General features: G+C 48.8%; 24 protein-coding genes and 1 riboswitch. Of the genes, 13 read left to right on the top strand and 11 right to left on the bottom strand.

The window, feature by feature from the left end; all coding sequences use genetic code 11:
* Nucleotides 1-9: 9 nt before the first annotated feature.
* Entirely contained in the window at nt 10-756 is a 747-nt protein-coding gene (locus tag COW15_RS12660; protein WP_293632899.1) for a cytochrome b/b6 domain-containing protein, read from the bottom strand.
* A gap of 299 nt (nt 757-1,055) precedes the next feature.
* Here COW15_RS12660 and COW15_RS12655 point away from each other — a divergent pair, with 299 nt between their 5' ends.
* Nucleotides 1,056-1,691, top strand: a complete 636-nt coding sequence (locus COW15_RS12655) for a LuxR C-terminal-related transcriptional regulator (RefSeq protein WP_293632898.1) — start codon at nt 1,056-1,058, stop codon at nt 1,689-1,691.
* A gap of 169 nt (nt 1,692-1,860) precedes the next feature.
* On the opposite strand, the gene COW15_RS12650 is transcribed toward COW15_RS12655, so the two are convergent.
* Nucleotides 1,861-3,627: a peptidase M61 gene (locus COW15_RS12650; protein WP_293632897.1), complete on the bottom strand. Its 1,767-nt coding sequence runs from the start codon at nt 3,625-3,627 to the stop codon at nt 1,861-1,863.
* A 145-nt stretch (nt 3,628-3,772) separates the two neighbouring features.
* On the opposite strand from COW15_RS12650, the gene hinT reads away from it, so the two are divergent.
* The 12 genes from hinT (at nt 3,773) to COW15_RS12590 (ending at nt 13,060) form a co-directional block, all read left to right on the top strand.
* A complete protein-coding gene (hinT, locus tag COW15_RS12645) occupies nt 3,773-4,129 on the top strand; it encodes a purine nucleoside phosphoramidase (RefSeq protein ID WP_293632896.1) in 357 nt (118 codons plus the stop codon).
* A complete protein-coding gene (locus tag COW15_RS12640; RefSeq protein WP_293632895.1) occupies nt 4,126-4,653 on the top strand; it encodes a PaaI family thioesterase in 528 nt (175 codons plus the stop codon). Before hinT ends, COW15_RS12640 begins: the two co-directional genes overlap by 4 nt.
* Entirely contained in the window at nt 4,640-5,173 is a 534-nt protein-coding gene (locus COW15_RS12635) for a PaaI family thioesterase (protein ID WP_293632894.1), read from the top strand. The genes COW15_RS12640 and COW15_RS12635 overlap by 14 nt, the downstream gene beginning before the upstream one ends.
* A 13-nt stretch (nt 5,174-5,186) precedes the next feature.
* A complete protein-coding gene (locus COW15_RS12630) occupies nt 5,187-5,582 on the top strand; it encodes a YcfL family protein (protein WP_293632893.1) in 396 nt (131 codons plus the stop codon).
* Between the two features lie 90 nt (nt 5,583-5,672).
* A riboswitch (TPP riboswitch) is annotated at nt 5,673-5,797 on the top strand.
* Between the two features lie 54 nt (nt 5,798-5,851).
* Nucleotides 5,852-8,041, top strand: a complete 2,190-nt coding sequence (locus COW15_RS12625) for a TonB-dependent receptor (RefSeq protein WP_293632892.1) — start codon at nt 5,852-5,854, stop codon at nt 8,039-8,041.
* A gap of 71 nt (nt 8,042-8,112) precedes the next feature.
* Nucleotides 8,113-8,373, top strand: a complete 261-nt coding sequence (locus COW15_RS12620; RefSeq protein ID WP_293632891.1) for a hypothetical protein — start codon at nt 8,113-8,115, stop codon at nt 8,371-8,373.
* Between the two features lie 3 nt (nt 8,374-8,376).
* The gene (pnuC, locus tag COW15_RS12615) at nt 8,377-9,021 is read left to right on the top strand and encodes a nicotinamide riboside transporter PnuC (protein WP_293632890.1); all 645 of its coding nucleotides are present in this window, start codon (nt 8,377-8,379) and stop codon (nt 9,019-9,021) included.
* A 48-nt stretch (nt 9,022-9,069) separates the two neighbouring features.
* Nucleotides 9,070-10,152 carry a phosphotransferase gene (locus tag COW15_RS12610; RefSeq protein ID WP_293632889.1) on the top strand — a complete coding sequence of 361 codons (1,083 nt, stop codon included), beginning with the start codon at nt 9,070-9,072 and terminating at the stop codon, nt 10,150-10,152.
* 165 nt (nt 10,153-10,317) lie between these two features.
* A complete protein-coding gene (locus COW15_RS12605; RefSeq protein ID WP_293632888.1) occupies nt 10,318-11,175 on the top strand; it encodes a DUF6279 family lipoprotein in 858 nt (285 codons plus the stop codon).
* Between the two features lie 78 nt (nt 11,176-11,253).
* The gene (locus tag COW15_RS12600; protein ID WP_293632950.1) at nt 11,254-11,847 is read left to right on the top strand and encodes a DoxX family protein; all 594 of its coding nucleotides are present in this window, start codon (nt 11,254-11,256) and stop codon (nt 11,845-11,847) included.
* Between the two features lie 138 nt (nt 11,848-11,985).
* The gene (locus COW15_RS12595; protein ID WP_293632887.1) at nt 11,986-12,534 is read left to right on the top strand and encodes an NAD(P)H nitroreductase; all 549 of its coding nucleotides are present in this window, start codon (nt 11,986-11,988) and stop codon (nt 12,532-12,534) included.
* 28 nt (nt 12,535-12,562) lie between these two features.
* Entirely contained in the window at nt 12,563-13,060 is a 498-nt protein-coding gene (locus tag COW15_RS12590) for a GNAT family N-acetyltransferase (protein ID WP_293632886.1), read from the top strand.
* 125 nt (nt 13,061-13,185) lie between these two features.
* Here COW15_RS12590 and COW15_RS12585 read toward each other — a convergent pair whose 3' ends face one another.
* From COW15_RS12585 to COW15_RS12545, 9 genes are all read right to left on the bottom strand, one after another.
* On the bottom strand, nt 13,186-13,842 hold the full coding sequence (locus tag COW15_RS12585; protein WP_293632885.1) for a CoA transferase subunit B: 657 nt from the start codon (nt 13,840-13,842) through the stop codon (nt 13,186-13,188).
* Nucleotides 13,843-13,919: 77 nt separating this feature from the next.
* Nucleotides 13,920-14,624, bottom strand: a complete 705-nt coding sequence (locus COW15_RS12580; protein ID WP_293632884.1) for a CoA transferase subunit A — start codon at nt 14,622-14,624, stop codon at nt 13,920-13,922.
* 38 nt (nt 14,625-14,662) lie between these two features.
* Complete coding sequence (locus COW15_RS12575) at nt 14,663-15,592, bottom strand: hydroxymethylglutaryl-CoA lyase (protein ID WP_293632883.1); 930 nt, start codon at nt 15,590-15,592, stop codon at nt 14,663-14,665.
* Between the two features lies 1 nt (nt 15,593).
* A complete protein-coding gene (locus COW15_RS12570) occupies nt 15,594-17,639 on the bottom strand; it encodes an acetyl/propionyl/methylcrotonyl-CoA carboxylase subunit alpha (RefSeq protein ID WP_293632882.1) in 2,046 nt (681 codons plus the stop codon).
* Entirely contained in the window at nt 17,640-18,497 is an 858-nt protein-coding gene (locus COW15_RS12565; RefSeq protein WP_293632949.1) for an enoyl-CoA hydratase-related protein, read from the bottom strand.
* 49 nt (nt 18,498-18,546) lie between these two features.
* The gene (locus COW15_RS12560; protein WP_293632881.1) at nt 18,547-20,154 is read right to left on the bottom strand and encodes a carboxyl transferase domain-containing protein; all 1,608 of its coding nucleotides are present in this window, start codon (nt 20,152-20,154) and stop codon (nt 18,547-18,549) included.
* 107 nt (nt 20,155-20,261) lie between these two features.
* The gene (locus tag COW15_RS12555; RefSeq protein ID WP_293632880.1) at nt 20,262-21,431 is read right to left on the bottom strand and encodes an isovaleryl-CoA dehydrogenase; all 1,170 of its coding nucleotides are present in this window, start codon (nt 21,429-21,431) and stop codon (nt 20,262-20,264) included.
* A gap of 134 nt (nt 21,432-21,565) precedes the next feature.
* Nucleotides 21,566-21,973 carry a MerR family DNA-binding transcriptional regulator gene (locus tag COW15_RS12550; RefSeq protein WP_007649000.1) on the bottom strand — a complete coding sequence of 136 codons (408 nt, stop codon included), beginning with the start codon at nt 21,971-21,973 and terminating at the stop codon, nt 21,566-21,568.
* Nucleotides 21,974-22,212: 239 nt separating this feature from the next.
* Nucleotides 22,213-23,880: a L,D-transpeptidase family protein gene (locus tag COW15_RS12545; RefSeq protein ID WP_293632879.1), complete on the bottom strand. Its 1,668-nt coding sequence runs from the start codon at nt 23,878-23,880 to the stop codon at nt 22,213-22,215.
* Nucleotides 23,881-23,990: the final 110 nt, after the last annotated feature.

Here is a 23,990-nt window from a genome sequence, read left to right as displayed (position 1 = left end):
ACCCGAGAATTACTCGTCTTTGGGTTGACCTTGGATGATTTTTTTACCTGAGAACATGGCCGAAATGATCCCCGGTTGGCGTTTAACTTCGGTATAAATGACGGCGGACACATGTAATAAAATCAGTAGTAAGAGTAGATAGACCCCATAAACGTGCACTTCACCTGCTAGTCCCTTCAGCGGTTTAAGTGCATCCGCTTTTTCGGGATCCACCCCAGTTGCATCATAGGGTTTTAAGCTCGCAGGGTCGACATTGGTCTCGGCAAGATAGCTTTGTACGGTACTACCTAACGGCGGGTAGTAAATATCGGTTCCTGCGCGTAGAAGTCCCGTTACCATGATAGTGACTAAGAGCAACATAATGCCGAGGACGGCAAATTTGCCTTTAGGATTATGACCTAAATACTGCGGATTTTTACCCGCGACCAATTCTGACTTGTAAGCCATTAATTCATTTTTGCTATTGGCATTGGGAAACATATGGCTGAAACGGGCATATTTGTTGCCGACAACACCCCAGACTAGCCGCACCAGTAGGTTTAACGCAAATCCATAGCCGATATAAACATGTAAGGTTTTTAAGCCAATTTTGCCCGATAGCTCTGTTATACCTAATTCAGTTCGATACATCATCATGCCGCCCACTAAGGTGAGCGCGAGCACCAGAATGACGTTGAACCAATGGAATAATCGTGTGGGTCTATCCCATACTGCGTAGGATTTTATCTCAAGTGGGGTGGGTTTGCTGCTGGACATCGCATTTCCTTATAGGCGCTATCTATTGAGGCGATTTTACGCCTTTATTTTAAAAATACAGCCATTTTTTCAGTTTAAATTCAGACTTCTGATTGAGAGTAATGAAGGTAAAAGTTGTAGAAGTTTTTGATTTGCGTACGGTAAATATTTTTTTAGTAAGTCTTTTGAATCTGTTTTATCTAATGCTAATATCGTAAACCAATAGACTCGGAGGTCTATTGAACGGATGTTGAAGTAGTATTGAGAGTCTGTTGAATTCTCAACATAAATAATCGTTAACCAGACAGGGAGTGAGCAGGATGTTCAAAATATTACATTGGATTGTAGTGTCAAGATCACAACTTTTAATGGAGTTACTCGCAGGGCGTTGGCCACAGGAGTTTCTTGTGAAGTTATCACAAGTGAATCCCGATGGCATGTGTGAGCACCTCAAAGATAGCCAAGCTTCTATGGTGGTGATTGATCTCGCCACGGTCGATTTACAAAAAGCCTATCAATTTCAGCGATTGCTCGCCCGCGAACAGCCGAGTGTACGGGTGGTGTATCTTCAATTTCCGAAACTGGTGGATGCGCGTTTTTTAATGCAGGCAGCGACGACGGCTGGTGTGTTTTATCTCGATGCGGGGTTAACGGAAATTAGCCTAGGGCTTTCTAATATTTTGCGCGGTCATAGGGTGATACCCCCTCAGCTCACTAACGGAGTGAATGATGACTTTGGGCTATTTGAAGATACAGAACCTTTGACCATCCGCGAACGTGAGGTGTTGCAGGCCCTATTGTCGGGTAGTACTAATCTCGATATTGCGAACCAGCTATTTGTCAGTGAAAGCACGATTAAAACCCATTTATATCGGGTATTTCGTAAGATTGGCGTCTCCAGTCGCGGCCAAGCCATTGCCTGGGCGCAGACCTATTTGCACGATGTGGTGGTTTAAGTCTGTATTAGCACTGATAAAAGACACTGATTTGGCAAGGGAATACTGATCTAGACATAGATGTGTTCGTTTAGATATTAGTACCTAAGTTAAGTGTTATCTCAGAAATGATAAAAGGGGCTTTTGCCCCTTTTATCTTTCTTAAAACCTCCCTGATCAAAACGTTAAATTAACGTCCTAACCATGTCGCGAGTTTGGTTTTATCGCTGATCGCTAGGGCAACGGTATCCTTAGGCGCCGCAGCGATAATCAGTTCACCTGTCATTAATTCATCCCGCCTAAACCAGTGCAATGGCAAGCATTGTCCGAGAGGATACTGTTGCAGCTGCGCCTCAAATTGGCCTGTTACCTGTAGATTATCCGCCGCAATTAACACATCACCCGCGCTTAGGCCTGCAAGATGGGCAGGACTGCCTTGGGTGACAGTCACGATTTTTAAGCCCAAAGGGGCGGATTGTGTCTTAGCACCAAAGGCGATCTCATAGCCCTTAGCTGTGCCGCCGCCAACATCCTGTGCGCCATTGCTCGCCCGTAAGTTAAACTCAACGCCAAACTCGGCAAGCAGTGGGCCGAGGGGAATATCGTCGGTATTATCTAAATAGGCGAACAGGTCCTGACAATCACGGCCGAGTAAGCGCTCAACAATCTTTTGATGGCAGTGATCTGTGGTGCCACGGTTTTGCAGGGCGTATTCCTGCCATAAGATTTTCATCACCGCATCTAGAGTGTATTTGCCTTGGGTTTCACTTCTCAATGTGAGATCTAAATACAGCGCAAATAGGGCACCTTTAGTGTAATAACTGATGATGGCATTCTGGGCATTTTCATCCTGTTTATAGAATTTAGTCCAAGCATTAAAGCTCGAGTCCTTAATACTTTGTTTGAAACGCCCTGGGCTGCGATAAACGCGGGTAAAGGTTTCACTGAGCATATCTAAATAGCTTTGCTCATCGACGAGTCCCGCGCGATAGGTGAGAAAATCATCATAGTAGGAGGTGATGCCTTCATAGGCCCAAAGCTGTGGCGTATAGGTTTCGGCTTCGAGTCGATAGGACAAGAAACACTCGGGTTTAATGCGTTTAACATTCCAGCTATGGAAATATTCGTGGCTGCACAGGGATAAATAGGTGCGATAGTCGTTATTCATCGACATCTCTAGCGACAGCGGTAAGTCCTTACGTGAACACATTAAGGCGGTAGAGGCTCTGTGCTCTAGGCCACCAAAGCCATTGTCTAATACCGTGGTCATAAACACATAGCGTTCGAAGGGCGCTGGTGTACCGAAGAGCGTAATTTGATACTCACAAATGGCTTTTAAGTCTTGGCAGAGCCTTGGCATACAGGCGCGGTGGCGACCATTGAGTACGATATCGTGCCGCACACCACAGGCATCGAAGCTCCCTAGGGTGAATAACCCCATCTCCACCGGATGATCGATTAAATCATCATAGCTTTCGGCGCAAAATTGGCCGAAGGCGAAGTCCTCTCCACTGGTGCGCGTCATGCTGGTAGCAAGGCGCCATTGGCTCAATGTTGGCTCCGTTGGTGGTGCCATAGTGACGGTATGCAAAGTGTCTTCAAATCCGTGGACGGCTAAAAACACACTGCTGCCGTTAAAGAAACCGTGGGTCATGTCTAAGTGGGCGGTTCGCACCGAGAGATCCCAGGCGTAGACGTGATAGCTCAGGGTGATTTCAGCGCTGTTACTGTCAATCGACCAGGTCTGTTTATCGAGCTGTTTAAGCTCAAGGATTCGGCCCGTTTCGTCCTTCGCCTTAAGTTCGATAATATTTTTGGCAAAGTCGCGCACCATATAACTGCCGGGTAACCAAGCGGGGAGGCTGAAGACTTGCACTGTGTTGGGTTTAGATACCGTCATAGTGACGGCAAATAAATGGGCTTTCGGATCGACGGGGGTTATCTGGTAATGGATCATTATTTATCCTGCAAAACCTACGAATGCTAATGGGCGTCATGCTGCCAAAAATACCGACAACTGGCAAATGCAACGTAAAATATCTGGAGACACAAAGCGTTGAATTGCTAGTATACTATGCCAATTAACCCAAGGAGGATCCCCCATGGTCGAAGAAACGATTTTCAGCAAAATTATTCGTCGCGAAATTCCAGCCGATATCCTGTATCAAGATGATCTCGTCACCGCCTTTAGAGACATCTCCCCTAAGGCACCGATCCATATTTTGATCGTGCCGAATCATTTAATTCCAACGGCGAACGAGGTGAAAGCCTCGGATGAGCCTGCACTGGGTCGCATGATGACGGTTGCGGCTAAGTTGGCGGCCGAAGCGGGCATTGCGAAGGATGGTTATCGACTGATCATGAACTGTAATCAACATGGTGGGCAGGAAGTGTACCATATCCATATTCACCTCGTGGGCGGAGAGCCGTTGGGACCCATGTTGAGCCAAGGTCGATGAAATTAAATCCGGAGTTTTTCCCGCTGACTCAGATGGCACAACGATTTGTGGATCAATTAGCCCAGTGCCGTCGCCTTGGATTAAAGGTTCTCGAGGCGAGTGAGCATCATGTGCTGATTGAGTTGCCCTATAGCACTGAATTAATTGGTTACCCCGATACTGGCGTTATCCACGGTGGCGTGATCACGACCTTGATGGATACCGCCTGTGGCAGTGCGGTGGTGAGTGCTATTTATCAAAAATATCAATCACTAGAAATCTCCCCCACCTTAGATTTACGGGTGGATTATATGAAGCCAGCTCAGCCCCATAAACCCGTGTATGGTTTTGCTGAGTGCTATAAGCTGTCATCCAATATCGCTTTTACCCGCGCCATTGCCTATCAGGACAGTATTGACGACCCCATCGCCCATGCTGTGGGTTCATTTATGCGCATTAGCCCTGAAATGGTTGGTGATGCCTTTCGGCAAGCATTGATGGGAGAAGCTGTGCCAGCACAGGGAGAAAGTGATGAACTCAAATAAACACGAATTAGGGACGGAGCGAATAAGCCCAAGCCCAGACGTGAATACCAGCGTAGCCAATAAACCTGCGATCGAAAGTAAAACGCCCCTCGATGTGCAAAGTATTGTCAAACGGGCAACCGAGCTTAACGATTTCGGGCATTTACTCGAGCACGTTCCCTACGCCAAGTTTATCGGCATGCGGGTTGAGCGTTTTGGCGATGAATTAATTTTTAAACTGCCCGCCAAAGATGACAATATAGGTAACCCTGTCTTACCCGCCATTCACGGTGGCGTGATCGCGGGCTTTATGGAAATGTCGGCAATTGTGCAGTTAATGGTGTTTATGCAAACGGCAAAAGTGCCTAAAGTGGTCGACTTTTCTATCGATTATCTGCGCGCGGGTCTGCATAAGGACAGTTTTGCCGAATGCCGTATCACTCGTCAGGGGCGACGGGTTGCCAACGTCAATATCGATTGTTGGCAGACCAACCGCAAGCAATTGATTGCCACGGCAAGGGCACACTTTCTGATTGATTAAAGAGGGAAATAAGATGAAACGCATCTATACCGGATTGATATTGGCCGCAGCACTGGCCCTTGGCGGCTGCGCCTCAGATACGGCGGGGATCTCAGTCAGCTCACTGGGCGAGACCCGTATTGACAGTAACAGTTTTGCCCAGGATATCGCCCTTGAAAGTGTCGATGCCCGCCGGGTGGGGGATTTAATTCAAGGCTCTGCGCTGATAGTCAGCAAGTCCGCTAGCGATATGCGCGTGCAATATAAATTCACTTGGTACGATGCCAGTGGTTTTACCATCGAAGATGAGGCCAGTAGTTGGAAGTCGGTGAAACTCCACGGTAAACAACAGTTGCAAGTGTCTGCCGTTGCTCCCAATGCCCAAGCGGTGAAATTTGATGTGTATGTGCGTGAAACCTATTCCTATTAAGCTTAGGTGAGGTTTAAAAAATGCCAGCGCTGCTGGCATTTTTCATTTTATGACATAAGTGTGTCATCCTCCCATTCCTCATGTATACTAGACGCCGCCAAGGGGTGTTTGCAGCGAATTTACTTTAATCCGTACTGCAGACTGAGATGTCATCCGACGAACCCTTAGAACCTGATCCGGCTAATACCGGCGTAGGAATGGGCCAATCAACAGCACACTTCTGAATCGCTTATTCGTTGCCGGATCTCAAACTAGATATTTGAGGTCCTATGTTTAACTGTAAAAATCCAGTCTCCACCCAACCGTTAATGAGAGCGCCCTTGGCGTTAGCCATTGCCGCTGCGCTTAGCACATCCGCATTCGCCCAAACCGATGCTATCGATAAACCCGAACCTAGCACTGAGATGGAAGTCATGGTGGTGACGGCGGATTTTCGCAGTGCCAGTTTAGAGAAAATGCCCTCAAGCATTACTGTGGTCGATGCCCAGCAAATTCAAGATGAAAGCGCGCAGCATTTCGAGGATGTGCTTAATTCCATTGCTAACGTTAACTGGTCTGGTGGGAGTTCTCGGCCTAAGTATTTTCAAATACGTGGCGTCGGCGAGCAGGAACAATACCAAGGCGCACCTAACTCCTCCGTGGGTTACATCATAGATGATATCGATTTATCCGGTATCGGCATGGTGTCGAGCATGTACGATCTGCAACAAGTCGAAGTGTTGCGTGGCCCGCAGGGCACACGTTATGGTGCGAATGCCTTAGCGGGGTTGATTTACCTAAAGAGCAATGACCCCACCGATGTATTTGAACACGGCGCCGAGGTCTCCCTCGGGGATGATGATTTACGTACCTTTAGTGGTTATAGCTCGGGCCCATTAACGGATTCGGGTAAGCTGCTGTACCGAGTCTCTTTGCAGCAACATCAACAAAATGGTTACCGCGATAATCTGTACCTAGAGCGTGATGACACGAATGGTCGCGATGAGTTTACTGGCCGCGCTAAGCTGCGTTGGTACGCGACGGACGAGCTGCAATTGGATTTAACCCTGCTGCACGCCGATTTTGATAATGGCTATGATGTGTGGAGTCTAACCAATAATCCTAAACAAACTCTCTCGGATGAGCCCGGTGTCGATAGTCAACGCACCACAGGCGCAGGCTTTAAAGCGACCTATTCTGGCGCAGAGCACTTTGAGCTAACGTCGTTAACTTCCTTCGCTAATACCGATCACCATTACAGTTACGATGGCGATTGGGCCAACCCTGATTATTGGGCATCCAAACAATGTGAAGATGAAGGCAGCGTTGCCCCCTGTCAGTACGATTATTTTTGGGATAAAACAGGCCAGCGTAAAACCCTATCCCAAGAGTTTCGTGTAAGTTCCACGGATCAAGGCCGTATTTTTGCCGATAGCACAGACTGGCTCATTGGCGTGTATGCCATGAATTTGAAAGAAGATAACCAATTATATTCCGAGTATAACGCTTGGCCCGATGAGGTTTTAGACTCAGAGTATGAAGCCACCAATTATGCGCTCTTTGGTCAGCTCGATACGGATCTGGGCTCGGATTACGCTTTGTCCGTGGGGCTGCGTGTAGAACAGCGCAATAGCCATTACTCGGATACCAATCAGGATAACTTTGACCCGAGCGAAACCATGTGGGGGGGCCATATTGCGTTGAGTAAAGTGCTGAATGAGTCCCATAATGTGTACGTTAGAGTGGCTCGTGGCTATAAGGCGGGAGGTTTTAACATGACCTTGCCAGTCGAATTGAACGATAAAAAAGAGTTTGATACTGAGACACTATATAACTATGAAATTGGTCTGAAATCCCATTGGCTAGAAGGGCTTATCGATACGAATCTCGCATTGTTTTATATGGATAGGCAAGATCAACAGGTGGCGGCTTCCCAGCAAGATCCTGATAAACCGCAGCGCTTTATCCTCTACACCGAAAATGCCGGTAGCTCGAATAACTATGGTGCGGAACTGGATGCGACTTGGTATGCCACCGACAATCTGCAACTGTACTCCAGCCTAGGTTGGCTAGAAACCGCCTACGGTGACTATCAGTATCAGGATAAATACGGCACAGAGGTGGATCTCACCGGTCGAGATTTGGCCCATTCGCCCCATTTTACCTACAGTCTTGGCGGAACTTTCCGTGGGAACTCGGGTTGGTTTGCTAACCTTAACCTCAGCGGTAAGAGTGAATTCTATTACTCTGATAGCAATGACTCTCGCTCCGAACCCTACACTATCGTCAATGCCCGTGTGGGTTATGAGGCCAATGCTTGGTCCGCTTACCTCTGGGGTCGTAACTTATTCGACGAGCAATACGGTGTGCGTGGCTTCTATTTTGGTAACGAACCCGATAATGGCTGGGCGGAAAAGCAATATATCCGCTACGGCGATCCCCGCCAACTCGGCGTGACTGTCAACGTCAAGTTTATGTAATCGCAACAATCACCTGCGCTGTGGTGCTATAGGCGCCACAGCGTCAATGTTGAGTAGTATAAGGAACCGAAATGAAACTGACCGCAGAAATTAGCATGTACCCCTTTAATGAAAATTACCTCGATCCGATCAAATGGTTTATTGGCCGAGTGGACAGTTATGCCAATATTGAGCGCGTCACTAATGCCATGGCCACCCAAGTGTGTGGTGAATATCAAGACGTGATGGCCATGCTCACCATTGAGATGCAAGCCGCCCATGAAAAGTGGGGCAAGGCGGTGTTTGTGTGTAAGTTTATCGGTGGCGAATTGAATTTAGCCCATAGTGAATAACCCATGACAGATTTATGGTTTACATTGGTCGATAGTGTTTATGCGGCCTTAGGTGAAGTCCATGTGATGACAGCGTGGGAAGCCTTGGCCGTATGCTTGGCTATGGCCTATTTGCTACTGGCGATAAAGGCCAGCGTTTGGTGCTGGGCGGCGGCGTTTGCCAGTACGGCCATTTATACTGTGCTGTTTTGGAAGGTGGCATTGCTGATGGAGTCTGTGCTTAATGTCTATTATATGGCGATGGCGCTCTATGGCTATTGGTTATGGACACAGGGCGGTGATAAGCATCGGGGAGTCAAAGTCACGACTTGGTCGTTGAAAACCCACCTGAAATTGATTGGCATAACAACCTTGATCTCATTATTTATTGGTTATGGTATGGCGACTTACACCCAAGCGGCATTTCCCTATCTGGATGCGGCGACAACCTGCTTTGCGGTGATGACGACCTATTTAGTGGCAAAAAAAGTGCTTGAGAATTGGCTCTATTGGGTGGTAATCGACCTAGTGTCAATCTATCTGTATCTCAGTAAGGGATTGATGCTGACGTCACTGCTCTTTGTGCTCTATGTGGGCCTCGCTGTGGTGGGATATTTCCTATGGCGCACGGCATTAGCCGATGCGCGTGAGGCCAATGCACTAAGCTAATGATCGTAAAACAAGCCCAGCCCACGGATTGAGTATAGGACTTCGCGTATGGAACAAACATTGAGTGAGCCATTTCAAAAACTGTTGCCTATATTAAAAGCTGCTGGGCTGGATAAGATCACTCATATCAGTGAATTATCGGGCGGCTTGAGTAATCACAACTATAAAATTTCAACGCCTACAGCAGATTATGTTTTTCGCCTCAATGCCGATGCGGCGGACAGTTTTTGCTCCAGAGCGCAGGAGCGCTTCTATTGGCGACATTTAGCCAACGCCAGATTGGCTCCCGAGCTGCTGTGGGTGAGTGAAGATGAACGTTATTACCTCAGTGCGTTTATTGAGAGTGATACCATTGAAGGCAACATTATCGACGCTAATATTGACAACTATGGTCAGTCACACAAGCATTCCCTGCCTTGGCAAGCTCTGGAGGGGTTGTGCAGTGCGGCGGATTTTTTACAGGGCCAAGATTCACTTCACCACTTGCCATTAGCACTTGAGCATGACCCTCTAACTGACTCACATCCTAATCAAGCCCATAGGTTGTTACTGACGTTATTGCTGCAATTACGGGATATACCTAAGGGGCCCTATGGGATCAGCATTACCGAGCAGTGGCAGGAATATCACCAGCAGATGTTAACCTTTATGGCGTCATCTCTTATCGAGGGCGAGTTAAGCCAAATCGGGGGCGACTGGCACCGGCGGGTAACTCAATTGCTAGGGATCCAAGCTGATATTCAGCGCTGGACAGGCACCTTGGCGAACTGTTTACTCCAAGCGCAGTTTTGCCATAGAGATCTTAATCCCCATAATTTGCTGCTTAAAGATAAGCGTTTATATTGCATCGATTTTGAGTATGCGACGGCTTCACATCCACTGTGTGAGCTTGCGACTGTGCTGGCCACCCATGCCTTAACCCCTTTGCAGCAACATTTTTTGGTGCAGCAATATCTGGCTAAGCATCCTTATTTAACGGAGGAGGCGATATTTGCCGTGCCCGCTGCCATTGAAATGTATTGGGTATTGGCCTGTTACTGGGCGCTCTTAATGGCGGCGCAGCAAACTGAGCCAAGCTGCCATGGTGAGTATATTGCTTGGTTCGATTTTTTTTGGCCGCAAATCTCATAGCGATTTATTGTCACGCTTATTTACAAAAACAATGGAATATCCCCAAGCTACTTCAAGATACGAGTTTCAGCATCCTGAGATTTTTTGGGTATACTCAAGCAACTTTTATATCAGTGCCAACGTCTTCAGGCTGTTTGGGTATAAATCTAGGATGGATTATTCAATATGAAAAAAAGCCTGTTGTTACTGCTGTTATTGTTAGGGCTAACGGCGTGTTCGACTAAACTCAGTTATCATTTTATCGACTGGGCCATCGGCTGGGAGCAGGAGGACTATGTTACCTTAGACGATCCCCAGCAAGAGGCATTCGATGCGCTGATCGAAAAGTTTGTTCTATGGCATCAATCCAAAGAATTATCCCACTATGTCGTTCAGTTAACTGAAATCGAAACGCTCATTAAAACCAATACCTTAACGCCACCACTATGGGCCGAGCATGTGGATATCGCTAAACGGCATTGGTTTCGATTGTTTGAATTTGCGCTGCCAGAGTTGCTACCTATCGTCATGTCGTTGAGTGATGCTCAGGTGAAGCAAATCCTCACTAAATTGCGTCAAGATGAGCAGGAGTTAATCAAAGAATTTGCGGGTAAATCCCAGCAACAATTGCAACAAGAGGCGGATGAAAACCTTCAAGGACAGTTTAAAGACTGGCTAGGCAGTGTCAGCACAGAACAAAAGGCACTGATCCACCAATATAATCAACAGCGTTTGTCCACCTTAGATATGTGGCTCGAGTATCGCCACGAGTGGCTACGCCAGTTTGAAGTCGCCCTAGGGCAACGCGGCGATAGGGCGCTGTTAACCGAGCGTTTGACATTATTAATGACGCGACCCGATGAGCTTAAGTCTGAGAAACATAGAAGATTATTACGCAAAAATACCGAATCATTCGGGACTCTGATGCTGACGATAAACACCAGTCTATCGGAAAAACAGTCCAAACATTTCTATAAAAAACTCAATCAGCTTATTCAAGATCTCACCGAGTTAAATCAAGAGGCACTCGAAAAAGAATCCTAGGCATTGAAAGATTTATCGATATTAAGGGGTCTTATCTGCAACAAAACAATTTAAGAGGTAACGACCTTGAAAAACACTATGCCGCTCGCCGCCCTCTATCAGAAGCTACTCAATTTAAGCCGCTATTTTGAGGGGGTTGCTCCCTTAGCCCTGAGGCTTTATCTTGCCCCAGTGTTGCTACAAGCTGGGTATAACAAGCTGTCACATTTTGAAGACACAGTCGCCTGGTTTGCCAATCCAGATTGGGGTTTAGGCTTGCCAATGCCCGCGTTAATGGCCGGCCTCGCCGCCGGGACCGAGTTTTTTGGGGCCATCTTATTGCTGCTTGGACTCGCGACTAGGCTGATTGCGATTCCCTTAATGGTCACTATGTTAGTCGCCGCTTTTACTGTGCATTGGCCAAACGGCTGGTTAGCCATAGCCGATGGCAGTTCTTGGCTCGCCAATGAAAGAGTGTTTGAGGCGGGGGATAAACTCGCTAAGGCAAAGGATATTTTGCAAGAGCATGGCAATTACGACTGGTTAACGAGTTCGGGTAATTTGGTGGTTCTCAACAATGGGATCGAGTTTGCTATCACCTATTTTATTATGCTGCTTGCCCTCTTTACCTTGGGTGGTGGCCGTTACACTAGCCTAGATTATGTGATAGCTAAACGCTTTGGCGTTAAATAACGCTAAACGCTGATATAAAGGCGTATTATCCGTCGACTCAAGGCATAGAATCCTACCCAAGCGGTGGGATTTTTTTATACCCCTTTACGCACAATTTGCTATGCTTTATCCCAATTTATATCGAATTAGGATAATAACTTGGACGCTATCGAACTCTTACTCACCCGTCAGTCAACGCCACGACTCACTGCCCCAGCCCCAGATGCAGACCAATTGAAAGTTATCTTAGATGCCGCAATCCGTGTGCCGGATCACGGTGCCTTAGCGCCATGGGAGTTTATTATCGCCACCGGCGAGGGGCTTGAAACCTTAGCCGATATTTTTGTTAATGCGGCAAAAGCGAGTGGCGCCGATGAGGATTTTGTTCATAAAGCCAAGGGAATGCCGATGCGCGCACCTATGGTGATCACTGTGGTGACGAAAACCCAGGCGCACCCTAAAGTACCAGTGCTAGAGCAGCAAATTGCTGCGGGCTGCGCAACGATGGCAATGCAGCAGGCGGCCTTTGCCTTAGGATTGGGCGCGGTGTGGCGCACCGGTGATTTTGCCTTCGATACGAACGTGAATACGGCATTAGGCTTAAAGGCCGAAGATCAAATCGTCGGGTTTTTATATATAGGCACACCAGCCGTTGCGGCGCCTAAAAAACCACAGAGGGATGGCAGTCAGTACGCCCGTTACCTATAAAACCGTTACTCTTTAGTGGAGAAATCCTATGCAAGTTGCCCGCACCCCAAGGTTAATCCTACGGCAGTTAGCGCCAGAGGATGCTTCTTTCATCCTAGTGTTACTCAATAGCCAAGGGTTTATCGATAATATCGGGGATAAAGGTGTCCGTACCTTGAATGATGCTAAGGCATATATCGCCAACGGTCCGATGAACAGCTATGCCGAGCAGGGCTTTGGCTTGTATGCGGTGGTACTTGCGGAGAATGGATTTCAAATAGGGATCTGTGGCTTAATCAAAAGACCCACACTCGAGCATGTGGATTTAGGTTATGCCTTTTTGCCACAATATTGGGGTAAAGGTTACGCCTTCGAGGCGGCGCAGGCGGCCCTCGCGCTGGGTAAGCAATTGGGCATTGAGCCTATTGTTGCTATCGTCAGTTCGCATAATGAGGCATCTAAGGCGCTGTTGAATAAATTAGGGCTCAAATTTGAGTCCCAGTTACAACTGACCCCCGAAGATGCGCCGGTAGAGTTATTTTGCTGATTTAGACGGCAGAGCAGGGCGAGCATTCCCTATAAATAAACAGCCCAGAAGTCTTCTCTGGGCTGTTGCATGATTTGTTACATGTGACCTAATACACGACCTATTGCACGGCCTAGGCTTTGCCGTTAGAAGGTCATTTCTGGCACATGTTCAGGTACGACTAACTTACCTGCGGTTTTGCTAATGATTTCTTCAACGCTCACACCGGGGGCGCGCTCTAAGAGGTGGAAGGCACCGTCTTTAATCTCGATAAAGGCTAAATCTGTCACTACGCGTTTAATGCAGCCATAACCTGTCAAAGGCAATTCGCATACGGGTAGCAGCTTAGAATTACCGTATTTATCGGCGTGCATCATAGTCACGATAATATTCTCGGCGCCGGCCACTAAATCCATCGCGCCGCCCATGCCTTTGATAAGCTTACCTGGGATCATCCATGAGGCGATTGAGCCGTTGACGTCGACTTCAAAGGCGCCCAGAACCGTTAAATCCACGTGACCGCCACGGATCATGGCAAAGCTTTCCGCCGAGGAGAAAAATGACGCCCCTTTAACTGCGGTGACCGTTTGTTTGCCCGCGTTTATTAAATCGGGATCTATGGTGTCTTCGGTGGGAAATTCGCCCATGCCGAGTAGGCCGTTTTCCGATTGCAGCATCACTTCCATTCCTTCAGGAATGTAGTTTGCGACCAGTGTTGGAATACCAATGCCAAGGTTGACGTAATAGCCGTCTTTTAATTCTTTGGCGACGCGCTGAGCCAGTTGTTCTCTTGATAATGCCATGATATCTATCCTTTACCTTTTGGCCTTTACTCTTGGGATCTCAGTGTCCCTTGCGTTAATTCTATGGTCGGTTGCGCTTATTTCGCGGCTTTTACCGTGCGCTGCTCGATACGTTTCTCGAACGTGCCTTGAATAACGCGGTCAACATAGATGCCCGGCGTGTGGATATGATCGGGGTCTAGCTCGCCCGGCTCGACAATAAACTCGGCTTCGACCACTGTGATTTTGCCCGCGGTCGCCATCATAGGGTTAAAGTTGGCGGCGGTTTTACGGAACACCAGATTACCCATAGTATCGGCTTTCCAGGCTCGCACTAAGGCAAAATCGGCGGTCAGGGATTCTTCTAACACATAATGGCGTCCCTTAATTTCACGGGTTTCCTTGCCATCAGCAACGGGCGTGCCGTAGCCAGTTGCGGTGAAAAATGCCGGAATGCCTGCGCCGCCCGCGCGGATTTTTTCCGCCAGCGTGCCTTGGGGCGTTAAAATCACGTTCAGTTCACCCGAGAGCATTTGCTGTTCGAAGGTCGCATTTTCGCCCACATAGGAGGCGATCATAGTGGCAATTTGGCGATGCTTTAACAGTAAGCCTAGGCCGAAATCGTCAACGCCAGCATTGTTCGAAATCGCCGTTAATCCTTTAACGCCCATCTTAACCATTTGATTGATTAAGCCTTCTGGAATACCGCATAGGCCGAAGCCGCCGACCATAATGGTCATGTCGTTTGATAAGCCTGCTAACGCTTCTTCATAGCTGCTGACGACTTTATTGAGTCCTGCCATTGTGATTTCCTCTTATTGTTATTCGAGCCCAATAATCTCTAGATTTTAGATGCTTGTAATATTGCGTTCGCGACTTTTGAGCCATTTTTACGCTGCAACTGTGTGCTGATCTCTTGCCCCGCCAGCGCTAACTTGTGCAGATCGATACCCGTCTCTAATCCCATGCCGTGCAACATATAGACTAAGTCTTCGGTGGCGAGATTACCCGAGGCGCCCTTAGCATAGGGACAGCCGCCAAGACCCGCTACCGAGGAATCAAATACCCGCACACCTAAGTCTAAGCAGGCCAAAATATTGGCTAATGCTTGGCCATAGGTGTCGTGAAAGTGTAGCGCCAGTTTATCAACGGGGACACGTTCACTGACAGTTTGCAGCATTCTACGGGCTTTTTGCGGCGTGCCTACACCGATAGTGTCGCCGAGTGATATTTCGTAACAGCCCATTTTGTAAAGGATTTCAGACACTCGGGCCACTTCACTCACGGCAATCTCACCCTCATAGGGGCAACCGAGCACACATGAGACATAACCCCGAACGGGGATATTGTGTGTTTTTGCTAATTCTATCAAAGGGATAAAGCGTTCAATCGACTCTTCTATCGAGCAATTGATATTGCGTTGGCTAAAGCTTTGGGAGGCGGCGCCAAATATTGCCACCTCACTCGCTTTTGCATCCAGCGCCAGCTCAAAGCCTTTAACATTGGGCGTGAGTGCACTATACACCACACCGCTTTGACGCTGTATTTGCTTGAGCACATCGGCAGAATCGGCCATTTGTGGCACCCATTTCGGTGACACAAAGCTGCCCGCTTCGATGCGCTTGAGCCCCGCTTCGGCCAACGACTCAATCAAGGCGATTTTAGCCGCGGTTGGCACCACCACTTCGTTTTGCAGGCCGTCGCGCGGCCCCATCTCGAAGATGCTGACCTTGTCCGATGTTGAGTGGGTGTCAATGCTGAACAATGACATGTTACACTTCCTTCGCCGTTGGTGATTCAGTGTCAGACGCCTGCGGTGCGGCCTCTAACGGCTCAACATTGAGTAAGGTTGCACCATCGGTCACTAGCTCGCCCGCCTTAAAGTAGAACTCACTCACTATGCCATCGAAGGGCGCTTCTATGGTGTATTCCATCTTCATGGCTTCCATCACTAGCAACCCTTGGCCCGCTTTCACTTGGGCGCCGACATCGACTAGATGGGTGACTACAGTACCGTTCATCGGGGCCTTTAATTTGTCGGCATTGCTCACTTGTTCTTCCACTACCAGGGTTTGCACCGCCTTAAAGTGATAGCTGCCTGAAGGTAAAAACAGTGTAAAGTCATCACCTTGCGAACTAACTGGGATTTTACTCTTATGGCCGTTGATTTCAGCGAGCAGTAAGTCTTGTTTCAATTCACCGCCGAGTAACCAGGTTTGCCCGTGCAGGGGTAATTGATACGTGTCGCCTAAATCGAGCATCACCAGTTGCTGTAATTCATGGGCGTCATTGAGCAGGGCGATACTGTGCTGACTGCAGCTATTGAGCCTAAAACCGCTGACTTGGCCCCAAGGCGAATAGGGATCGGCACTGTTGAGTGCCTGGGCTTTGGCGGCTTGTTTACGGGCAAGTACTTGATACAGCGCGGCAAAGGCCATGGCGTTGTCGGCTTCACTCGATGGGCTGCCGATCAGGGCATCGCCGTAACGACCGATAAAGTCGGTGCTAAAGTCGGCATTGGCAAAGGCAGGGTGTTCGGCAATGTTCGCCAAAAACTCGATATTGTGCTTAAGACCGCTGATTTGATACGACTCTAAAGCATGCACTAAACGCTGCAGGGCGCGTGGGCGCGATTCATCCCACACAATCAGTTTGGCGATCATAGGATCGTAGAAGTTACTGATCACATCGTTTTCACGAATGCCCGAATCGATACGCACGTGCTTGCTTTGCTCGGGCTCACGCAAAAAGTTGAGTTTACCGCTGGCGGGTAAAAACTCATTTTGTGGATCTTCGGCGTAAATACGCACCTCAAAGGAGTGGCCATGAACGCGCACTTCCTCTTGTTTTAACGGCAGTGGTTGACCGCTGGCGACCAGCAATTGCCATTTGACTAAATCCTGGCATGTGACCATTTCGGTGACGGGATGCTCAACCTGCAGACGAGTATTCATCTCCATAAAATAGAAGCTATTGTCGGTATCGAGCAGGAACTCCACAGTCCCCGCGCCGACATAATCGATGGCCTTGGCGGCGGCGACGGCGGCTTCACCCATCTGAGCGCGTAGCTCATCGCTTAATCCTGGGGCGGGCGCTTCTTCGACCACTTTTTGATGGCGACGTTGAATTGAGCAGTCGCGATCCGATAAGTAAATCGCATTGCCAAAGGTGTCGGCAAACACTTGCACTTCGACGTGGCGTGGCTTAAGTAAATAACGCTCCATCAATAACTTATCGTTACCAAAAGAGGAGGCGGCTTCACGGCGCGCCGAGTTAACGGCCTCCATGATTTCGCCTTCATTTTCGACGATACGCATGCCTTTACCGCCGCCGCCGTAAGCCGCTTTAATTAGCATTGGGAAGCCGATTTTTAATGCCTCGGCTTTTAAGGTGGCATCGCTTTGGTCATCACCGTGGTAACCCGGTACTAAGGGCACATTTGCGGCCGTCATGATGGCTTTAGCGGCACTCTTACTGCCCATGGCATCGATGGCGTCGCTACCCGGGCCAACAAAGACAATGCCTGCGGCTTCACATTGGCGGGCGAAGCCGGCGTTTTCAGACAAAAAACCGTAGCCAGGGTGAATGGCCTGTGCACCGGATTTTTTCGCTATGTCGATGATCAAATCACCCTTTAAATAGGAGTCCGCTGGCGCGCTGCCACCTAAATAGAAAGACTCGTCGGCCATGGCCACATGGCGGGCGTTTTTATCGGCATCGGAATATAAGGCAACGGTGCGAACGCCCATGGCCTGAGCGGTTTTGATGATGCGACAGGCGATTTCACCCCGGTTAGCAATCAATAGCTTAGTAAACATTTAATGTGCTCCTTGGGTATCATTTGGCGTTGACTTGGTTGAGTGTGCTTGTTGCCAGTTTGGCTGACGTTTCTCAAAGAAGGCATTTAAGCCTTCCTGGCCTTCGGTCGATACCCGAATGCGGGCGATACGCTCGCTGGTGTAATCAATAGTGTCTTGATCTATCACACCATCTTCGAGGCGTGACAGCAGTGTTTTGACCCATGCCATGCCCTGGGGGCTATTGGCGAGCAGGGCTTCGATAATCGGTTTTGCGGCGGCGTCTAAGTCGTCGCTTATCTCATGGATAACATTGAGTTTGAGTGCCGTTTGTGCATCGAAACGCTCTGCGGTGAGCATATAGCGGCGCGATGCGTGGTTACCCATAGCGCGGACAACGTAGGGGCTAATGACGGCGGGAATTAATCCGAGTTTCACTTCACTTAAGCAGAAGCTTGCGCGCTCGGTGGCGATGGCGATATCGCTGGCGCAAATCAGCCCTAGGGCGCCGCCAAAGGCTGCACCTTGCACTAAGGCAATGGTGGGCTTAGGGAATCGATCTAAATTCTGCATCAATTTAGCTAAGGCTTTGGCATCATTTAAATTTTGTTCAAAGTCCATCTTAGCTTGCTTGCGCATCCAATTGAGATCGGCGCCGGCGCTGAAGTTTTTACCATTTGCTTTGAGTACCAGCACTTGGCAATCCTTGTGCGTGGCAAAATAGCCAAGCACGCTAATCATCTCGCTAATCATCACTTCGTCGAAGGCATTGTGCACATCGGCGCGATCTAAAATCAGCTCGGCAACGCCGTTATTAAGCGCATAGCTTACGTGTTGCAACTGGCTTAAGTCATGCGTTGTCGTTTGTGTATCAGTTATCATTATTTTACCTATCTTATTGTGAGACATATGTTTTCACATGTGCCTTTTACATACGGAACACGCCAAAGCGGGTGTCTTCGATAGGAGCATTTAATGCTGCCGATAGGGCCAGACCAACGACATCACGGGTTTGCGCTGGGTCGATAATGCCGTCATCCCATAAACGGGCGCTGGCATGGTATGGATGACCCTCTTTATCGTACTGGGCAATAATCGGCGCTTTAAAGGCTTTTTCATCCTCAACTGACCACTCTTCACCCTTACGGGCTAAACCGTCGCGACGCACTGTGGCGAGAACGCCAGCCGCCTGCTCGCCGCCCATCACGGAAATACGAGCATTAGGCCACATCCACATCATGGTCGGTTCGAACGCACGGCCACACATGCCGTAGTTGCCCGCGCCGTAGCTGCCGCCGATAATCACAGTGAATTTAGGCACATTGGCGCAGGAAACCGCGGTCACCATCTTAGCGCCGTGTTTGGCTATGCCTTCGTGTTCGTACTTTTTACCCACCATAAAGCCAGTGATATTTTGCAGGAACAGCAGCGGAATTTTGCGCTGGCAGCACAGTTCGATAAAATGCGCGCCTTTTTGCGCCGACTCCGAGAACAGAATGCCGTTATTGGCGACGATACCGACGGGATAGCCGTGAATACGGGCAAAACCGCAAACTAAAGTCGCGCCATAGTTGGCTTTAAATTCATCAAAATCGGAGTCATCGACGATACGGGCGATCACTTCTTTGACATCGAAGGGCTTTTTCAAGTCGGTGCCGACAATGCCGTACAGTTCGCTGATATCGAACTTTGGCGGTTTGACAGGGCTCAGCAGACTGTTGATTTCTTTTTGATGATTTAGGCGTGATACCGCGCGGCGGGCAAGCTCTAACGCGTGCTCATCGTTTTGGGCTAAATGATCGGCCACGCCAGAAATTTTAGTGTGCACTTCGGCGCCGCCAAGCTCCTCGGCGCTGACTTCTTCCCCCGTGGCCGCTTTGACTAATGGCGGACCCGCTAAGAAGATAGTGCCTTGATCTTTTACGATAATAGATTCATCCGCCATCGCCGGTACATAGGCGCCGCCTGCGGTACATAGGCCCATGACCACGGCAATTTGTGGGATGCCCTTGGCGGACATTTGCGCTTGATTGTAAAAGATGCGGCCGAAATGATCGCGGTCGGGGAAGACTTCATCCTGGCGGGGCAGGTTAGCGCCGCCCGAGTCGACTAAATAGATGCAGGGCAAGTGGCAACGGCTGGCAATATCTTGGGCGCGAAGGTGTTTTTTAACGGTAATCGGGTAGTAAGTGCCGCCTTTAACCGTGGCGTCGTTGGCGATGATCATGCATTCCACGCCACTCACTCGACCGATACCGGCGATAATACCGGCGGCGGGCACTTCCTCGTCATAGACTTCAAACGCCGCGAATTGCGATAGCTCTAAAAAGGGTGAGCCGGCGTCGAGCAGTTTTTCAACTCGTTGACGTGGCAGTAATTTTCCCCGGGATAAATGACGCTCCAGTGCGATTGTGCCACCGCCGAGTTCAATTTTGGCTAGTTTAGTTTTAAGATCGGCCACGAGGGCGGCCATATCAGCGGATTTCGCTTTAAATTCATCGCTACGGGCGTTAATACGACTGCTTAATTGCGTCACTTTGGTTGTCCTTCTCAAGCGGAAATTCGGTGTGTAGAGCTATCGATATTGAGTGTTTATCGATGCTTAGGGCCAATGACGCGACACCGCCACTAGCCCTATGGCGACTATTTAGTCTCGTTAAATAGCTCGCGGCCAATCAGCATGCGGCGAATTTCAGAGGTGCCAGCACCGATTTCATACAGCTTGGCATCACGCAGTAAACGGCCGGTGGCGTATTCGTTGACATAACCGTTACCGCCAAGGAGTTGAATCGCATCCAGTGCCATTTTGGTGGCGAGTTCTGCGCTATACAGAATGGCGCCAGCGGCATCTTTACGGGTGGTTTCACCGCGGTCGCAGGATTTTGCGACGGCATATACGTAGGATTTGGCGGCGTTCATGCCAGTGTACATATCGGCGAGTTTGCCTTGGACTAATTGGAATTCACCGATGGATTTACCAAACTGTTCACGTTCGTGGATATAAGGCACAACGATATCCATGCAGGCGCTCATGATCCCCAGTGGGCCGCCAGACAACACGACGCGCTCGTAATCTAGGCCGCTCATCAGCACTTTTACGCCGTTGTTTAGGCCGCCTAAAATGTTTTCCTCTGGCACTTCCACATCTTCAAACACCAGTTCGCAGGTGTTCGAGCCGCGCATGCCGAGTTTGTCGAGTTTTTGTGCTTGACTAAAGCCCTTAAAACCGCGCTCGACGATGAAGGCGGTGATCCCGTGTGCGCCTTTAGTTAAGTCGGTTTTAGCGTAAATCACATAGGTGTGCGCATCGGGACCGTTAGTGATCCACATCTTATTGCCGTTGAGAATATAGCGGTCGCCTTCTTTACGGGCATGCAGCTTCATCGACACTACGTCTGAACCCGCGTTTGGCTCACTCATGGCCAGCGCGCCAATATGTTCACCGCTGACCAGTTTTGGCAGGTACTTGGCTTTTTGCGCCGCATTACCGTTACGGTTGATTTGATTTACACATAGGTTGGAATGGGCGCCGTAGCTTAGGCCGATTGAGGCCGATGCGCGGGAAATTTCTTCCATGGCGACGACGTGGGCAAGGTAGCCCATATTGGCACCGCCAAACTCTTCTGGTACTGTCACGCCCAGCAGTCCCATACCGCCTAGGACTGACCAGATTTCATTGGGGAAGGCGTTGTCGTGATCGACTTTCGCGGCGATGGGGGCGATTTCGTTTTTGGCAAAATCCTGTACTGCATCACGGAGCATATCGACGTCTTCGCCAAGGCCGAAATTGAGACTAGTGTAGAGTGAGTTCATTGCTTGTGTCCTATCTGAGGTGCTAATTTATAATTTTTATGATTAGGTGCTTGAGTCGTTGTTTAGTCTTACTGGGTCAATTTCCTACCCTTATACCTTGGCCTTGCGCGGCAGCTATGCCGTGTTTATCATCCCTAGGCTTTAACGGCCTGACTCTCTTCCAAGGCGAGGCGACATTGCTGCTCGGCGGAGTTAAGCTCCATTAACACGACTTTGATATCGTCCATTTGCTGCTGCAGCGCCGATTTTTTCTCTTCGACTAGGGCCAACATAGTGTTGAGCTGGGTCGTGCTGCTTTTGTCGGCATCGTATAATTCGAACAGCCGGCGGGTTTCGGCCAGGGAGAAACCTAAGCGTTTACCACGTAAGATAAGCTTGAGGCGAACCCTGTCTTTGAGGCTATAAATTCGGGTTTGGCCGCGACGTTTAGGTTTAAGTAAACCTTGGTCTTCGTAGAAACGAATGCTTCGCGTGGTGATATCAAACTCTTTGGAGAGATCACTTATCGAATAAGTCGTTTGGGCTGTGGTAGTTGCGCTCATTGATACACCTTGGTTAATCATTTTTAAGCAAGATATATGAAGTTTACGTAAAGGTAAAGATTGCGATAAAGTCAGTTCAGTTTTTTTGTCAATTCTACTTGCCACTGCGAGTGGGTTAAATGATTTAATTCGATGATTAGATAAGGGTTTTATTATGATTTGCGACGGTGGGCTATCACTGCGCCGCCCGCTACCGCAGCTGACGCAGTTAAAAGCCGCTCTTGGGATAAAGGCGCGGCCTATTCAATAATATTGAGCAAACCATCCTTGGCGAGTACGGCATCATAGGTCGGACGATTAAGGGCCTCAATCAATACCGGATCGCGCTGGTAAATATCGTTATAGAACCTGAGTTTTCCTTCCCTGGTGCTGACAGTCCAATACATGATAAGGATATCCAGTGGTTCATCGAGGAAGATATTTTCAGTTTTACCCTCGGCGAGCTTTTCACTCAGTGATGCCGGTGTCCAGTTGCCATTGGCGCTGAGGAGTTTATCCGCGAGCACCAGCGGATCTTTAACCCGAATACAACCATGGCTAAAGGCTCTATCCGTACGCTCAAATAGTTTTTTTGACGGTGTATCATGCAGATAGATTGCATATTGGTTTGGGAAGATAAATTTTACTTGGCCAAGAGAATTGTCATTCCCGGGTTGCTGCACAAACCAATAGGGGAAATTTTTTGGGCTCGTCGTTTGCCAGTCGATATGATCGACGTTAACTGGCGTGCCTGAGCCTTCGACCACATTAAAGTGTTTCTTCTTTAGGTAATCCGGATCTTTCCTTACATGGCCGATGATCTCGGGAAAAATACTGCGTGGAACTGTCCAAGTGGGGTTCACGACGAGGTATTTAAGTTTTGATTTAAAAAGCGGTGTTTTAGTATTTACTTTTCCAATAATGATGTCGGTGCGCCAGCTCAGAGCGTTGTCCTTAAAGAGTAAGAGTTCGTAGCCCGCTAAGTTAATAATCAAATAGTTTTCTGTTAAGTCGGCAGATAGCCAACGGGCGCGTTCTAAGTTAATGCGGATCTGTTCCACTCGGCGTGCATAGGGCACATTCAGCGCCGCCATGGTTCCAGCACCAATGATGCCATCGGCTGTTAGACTATGGTCGGTTTGAAAGCGCCTGATCCTATTTTCTAGCGCGTTATCATAGGTTGTGATAACCGCATTATCTGTGGTGGTTTCATCGGAATAACCCAGCTCGGAGAGTCTTTTGCCTATGGCGGCGAGGCTGGGGTGACTCGCCCCGGGTTTAATCACCTCTGTATAAGGGATAGCCTCGAAGGGATAACGCTTGGCGAGATCTCGATAATGGGCAAGGTAGCGTTTTAATTCATGGTAGGGGGCGATGTTCGGCGCTAGCCCCGCAATGGCATCTGCAATCGTATGTGATTGAATATGTGTTTCAAGCTGCTTCAAGGTCGTGTCAAAATCGAGCTGAGTCTCGTCGTAATTCCATGTTTTACCAAGCATACTGGGGTTGATTTTGCCATTCAGCAAATGGATGGCATAGGTGATGATCCCATCGGTTAGCAGGATTTCAAATACTTTACTCTGTTGTTCATCGTGCCAGTTTGTTGCTGTGAGTTGGCTGTACAACTCCATGAGTCGTGGGTAGTGGTAGTCTTCCTTAGCTAAGCCTTCATCATCGGCATTTTTAAGCACATTCAGCAGAGTGCCAGCATAGTCTCTGTCATTCCAGAGGGGCTCATATTGACGGACTTGATAGATCCGTGACACCAACTTGGCACTGATGATTTGAGTGTTGTCGATTTGGGCCCTCTCGCCAATGGCAATGGGCTCGAGGAGTGCTTCAAGTTGTAGGGATGATGCCAGACTTGGGGACGCCAATAAGCTGCACAGCAAACAGAGATAGAGTTTAAGTGGGTGGTATTTCGCCATAATACGTATTTCTTTCCGTGAAAAAATCCATTTAAGACATAAGATTAGGTGGATGCCCTAGGTTCAGCAAGGCCCATTTCTACTATTTGTTGCCCCTATATGGCTAAATA

The sequence above is a fragment of the Shewanella sp. CG12_big_fil_rev_8_21_14_0_65_47_15 genome, assembly GCF_002783505.1.
In the GTDB taxonomy this organism is placed as follows: Bacteria; Pseudomonadota; Gammaproteobacteria; order Enterobacterales; family Shewanellaceae; genus Shewanella.
Note: the sequence above shows the minus strand (reverse complement) of the source record. Positions and strands in the feature narration are given on the sequence as shown.

Coding starts and splice junctions, on each gene's coding strand:
- COW15_RS12660 (WP_293632899.1), bottom strand. CDS start 756: ATGTCCAGCAGCAAACCCACCCCACTTGAGATAAAATCCTACGCAGTA.
- hinT (WP_293632896.1), top strand. CDS start 3,773: ATGGTCGAAGAAACGATTTTCAGCAAAATTATTCGTCGCGAAATTCCA.
- COW15_RS12640 (WP_293632895.1), top strand. CDS start 4,126: ATGAAATTAAATCCGGAGTTTTTCCCGCTGACTCAGATGGCACAACGA.
- COW15_RS12625 (WP_293632892.1), top strand. CDS start 5,852: ATGTTTAACTGTAAAAATCCAGTCTCCACCCAACCGTTAATGAGAGCG.
- COW15_RS12545 (WP_293632879.1), bottom strand. CDS start 23,880: ATGGCGAAATACCACCCACTTAAACTCTATCTCTGTTTGCTGTGCAGC.
- COW15_RS12620 (WP_293632891.1), top strand. CDS start 8,113: ATGAAACTGACCGCAGAAATTAGCATGTACCCCTTTAATGAAAATTAC.
- COW15_RS12605 (WP_293632888.1), top strand. CDS start 10,318: ATGAAAAAAAGCCTGTTGTTACTGCTGTTATTGTTAGGGCTAACGGCG.
- pnuC (WP_293632890.1), top strand. CDS start 8,377: ATGACAGATTTATGGTTTACATTGGTCGATAGTGTTTATGCGGCCTTA.
- COW15_RS12585 (WP_293632885.1), bottom strand. CDS start 13,842: ATGGCATTATCAAGAGAACAACTGGCTCAGCGCGTCGCCAAAGAATTA.
- COW15_RS12570 (WP_293632882.1), bottom strand. CDS start 17,639: ATGTTTACTAAGCTATTGATTGCTAACCGGGGTGAAATCGCCTGTCGC.
- COW15_RS12630 (WP_293632893.1), top strand. CDS start 5,187: ATGAAACGCATCTATACCGGATTGATATTGGCCGCAGCACTGGCCCTT.
- COW15_RS12610 (WP_293632889.1), top strand. CDS start 9,070: ATGGAACAAACATTGAGTGAGCCATTTCAAAAACTGTTGCCTATATTA.
- COW15_RS12650 (WP_293632897.1), bottom strand. CDS start 3,627: ATGATCCATTACCAGATAACCCCCGTCGATCCGAAAGCCCATTTATTT.
- COW15_RS12555 (WP_293632880.1), bottom strand. CDS start 21,431: ATGAACTCACTCTACACTAGTCTCAATTTCGGCCTTGGCGAAGACGTC.
- COW15_RS12600 (WP_293632950.1), top strand. CDS start 11,254: ATGCCGCTCGCCGCCCTCTATCAGAAGCTACTCAATTTAAGCCGCTAT.
- COW15_RS12655 (WP_293632898.1), top strand. CDS start 1,056: ATGTTCAAAATATTACATTGGATTGTAGTGTCAAGATCACAACTTTTA.
- COW15_RS12580 (WP_293632884.1), bottom strand. CDS start 14,624: ATGGCAGGACTCAATAAAGTCGTCAGCAGCTATGAAGAAGCGTTAGCA.
- COW15_RS12550 (WP_007649000.1), bottom strand. CDS start 21,973: ATGAGCGCAACTACCACAGCCCAAACGACTTATTCGATAAGTGATCTC.
- COW15_RS12590 (WP_293632886.1), top strand. CDS start 12,563: ATGCAAGTTGCCCGCACCCCAAGGTTAATCCTACGGCAGTTAGCGCCA.
- COW15_RS12575 (WP_293632883.1), bottom strand. CDS start 15,592: ATGTCATTGTTCAGCATTGACACCCACTCAACATCGGACAAGGTCAGC.
- COW15_RS12635 (WP_293632894.1), top strand. CDS start 4,640: ATGAACTCAAATAAACACGAATTAGGGACGGAGCGAATAAGCCCAAGC.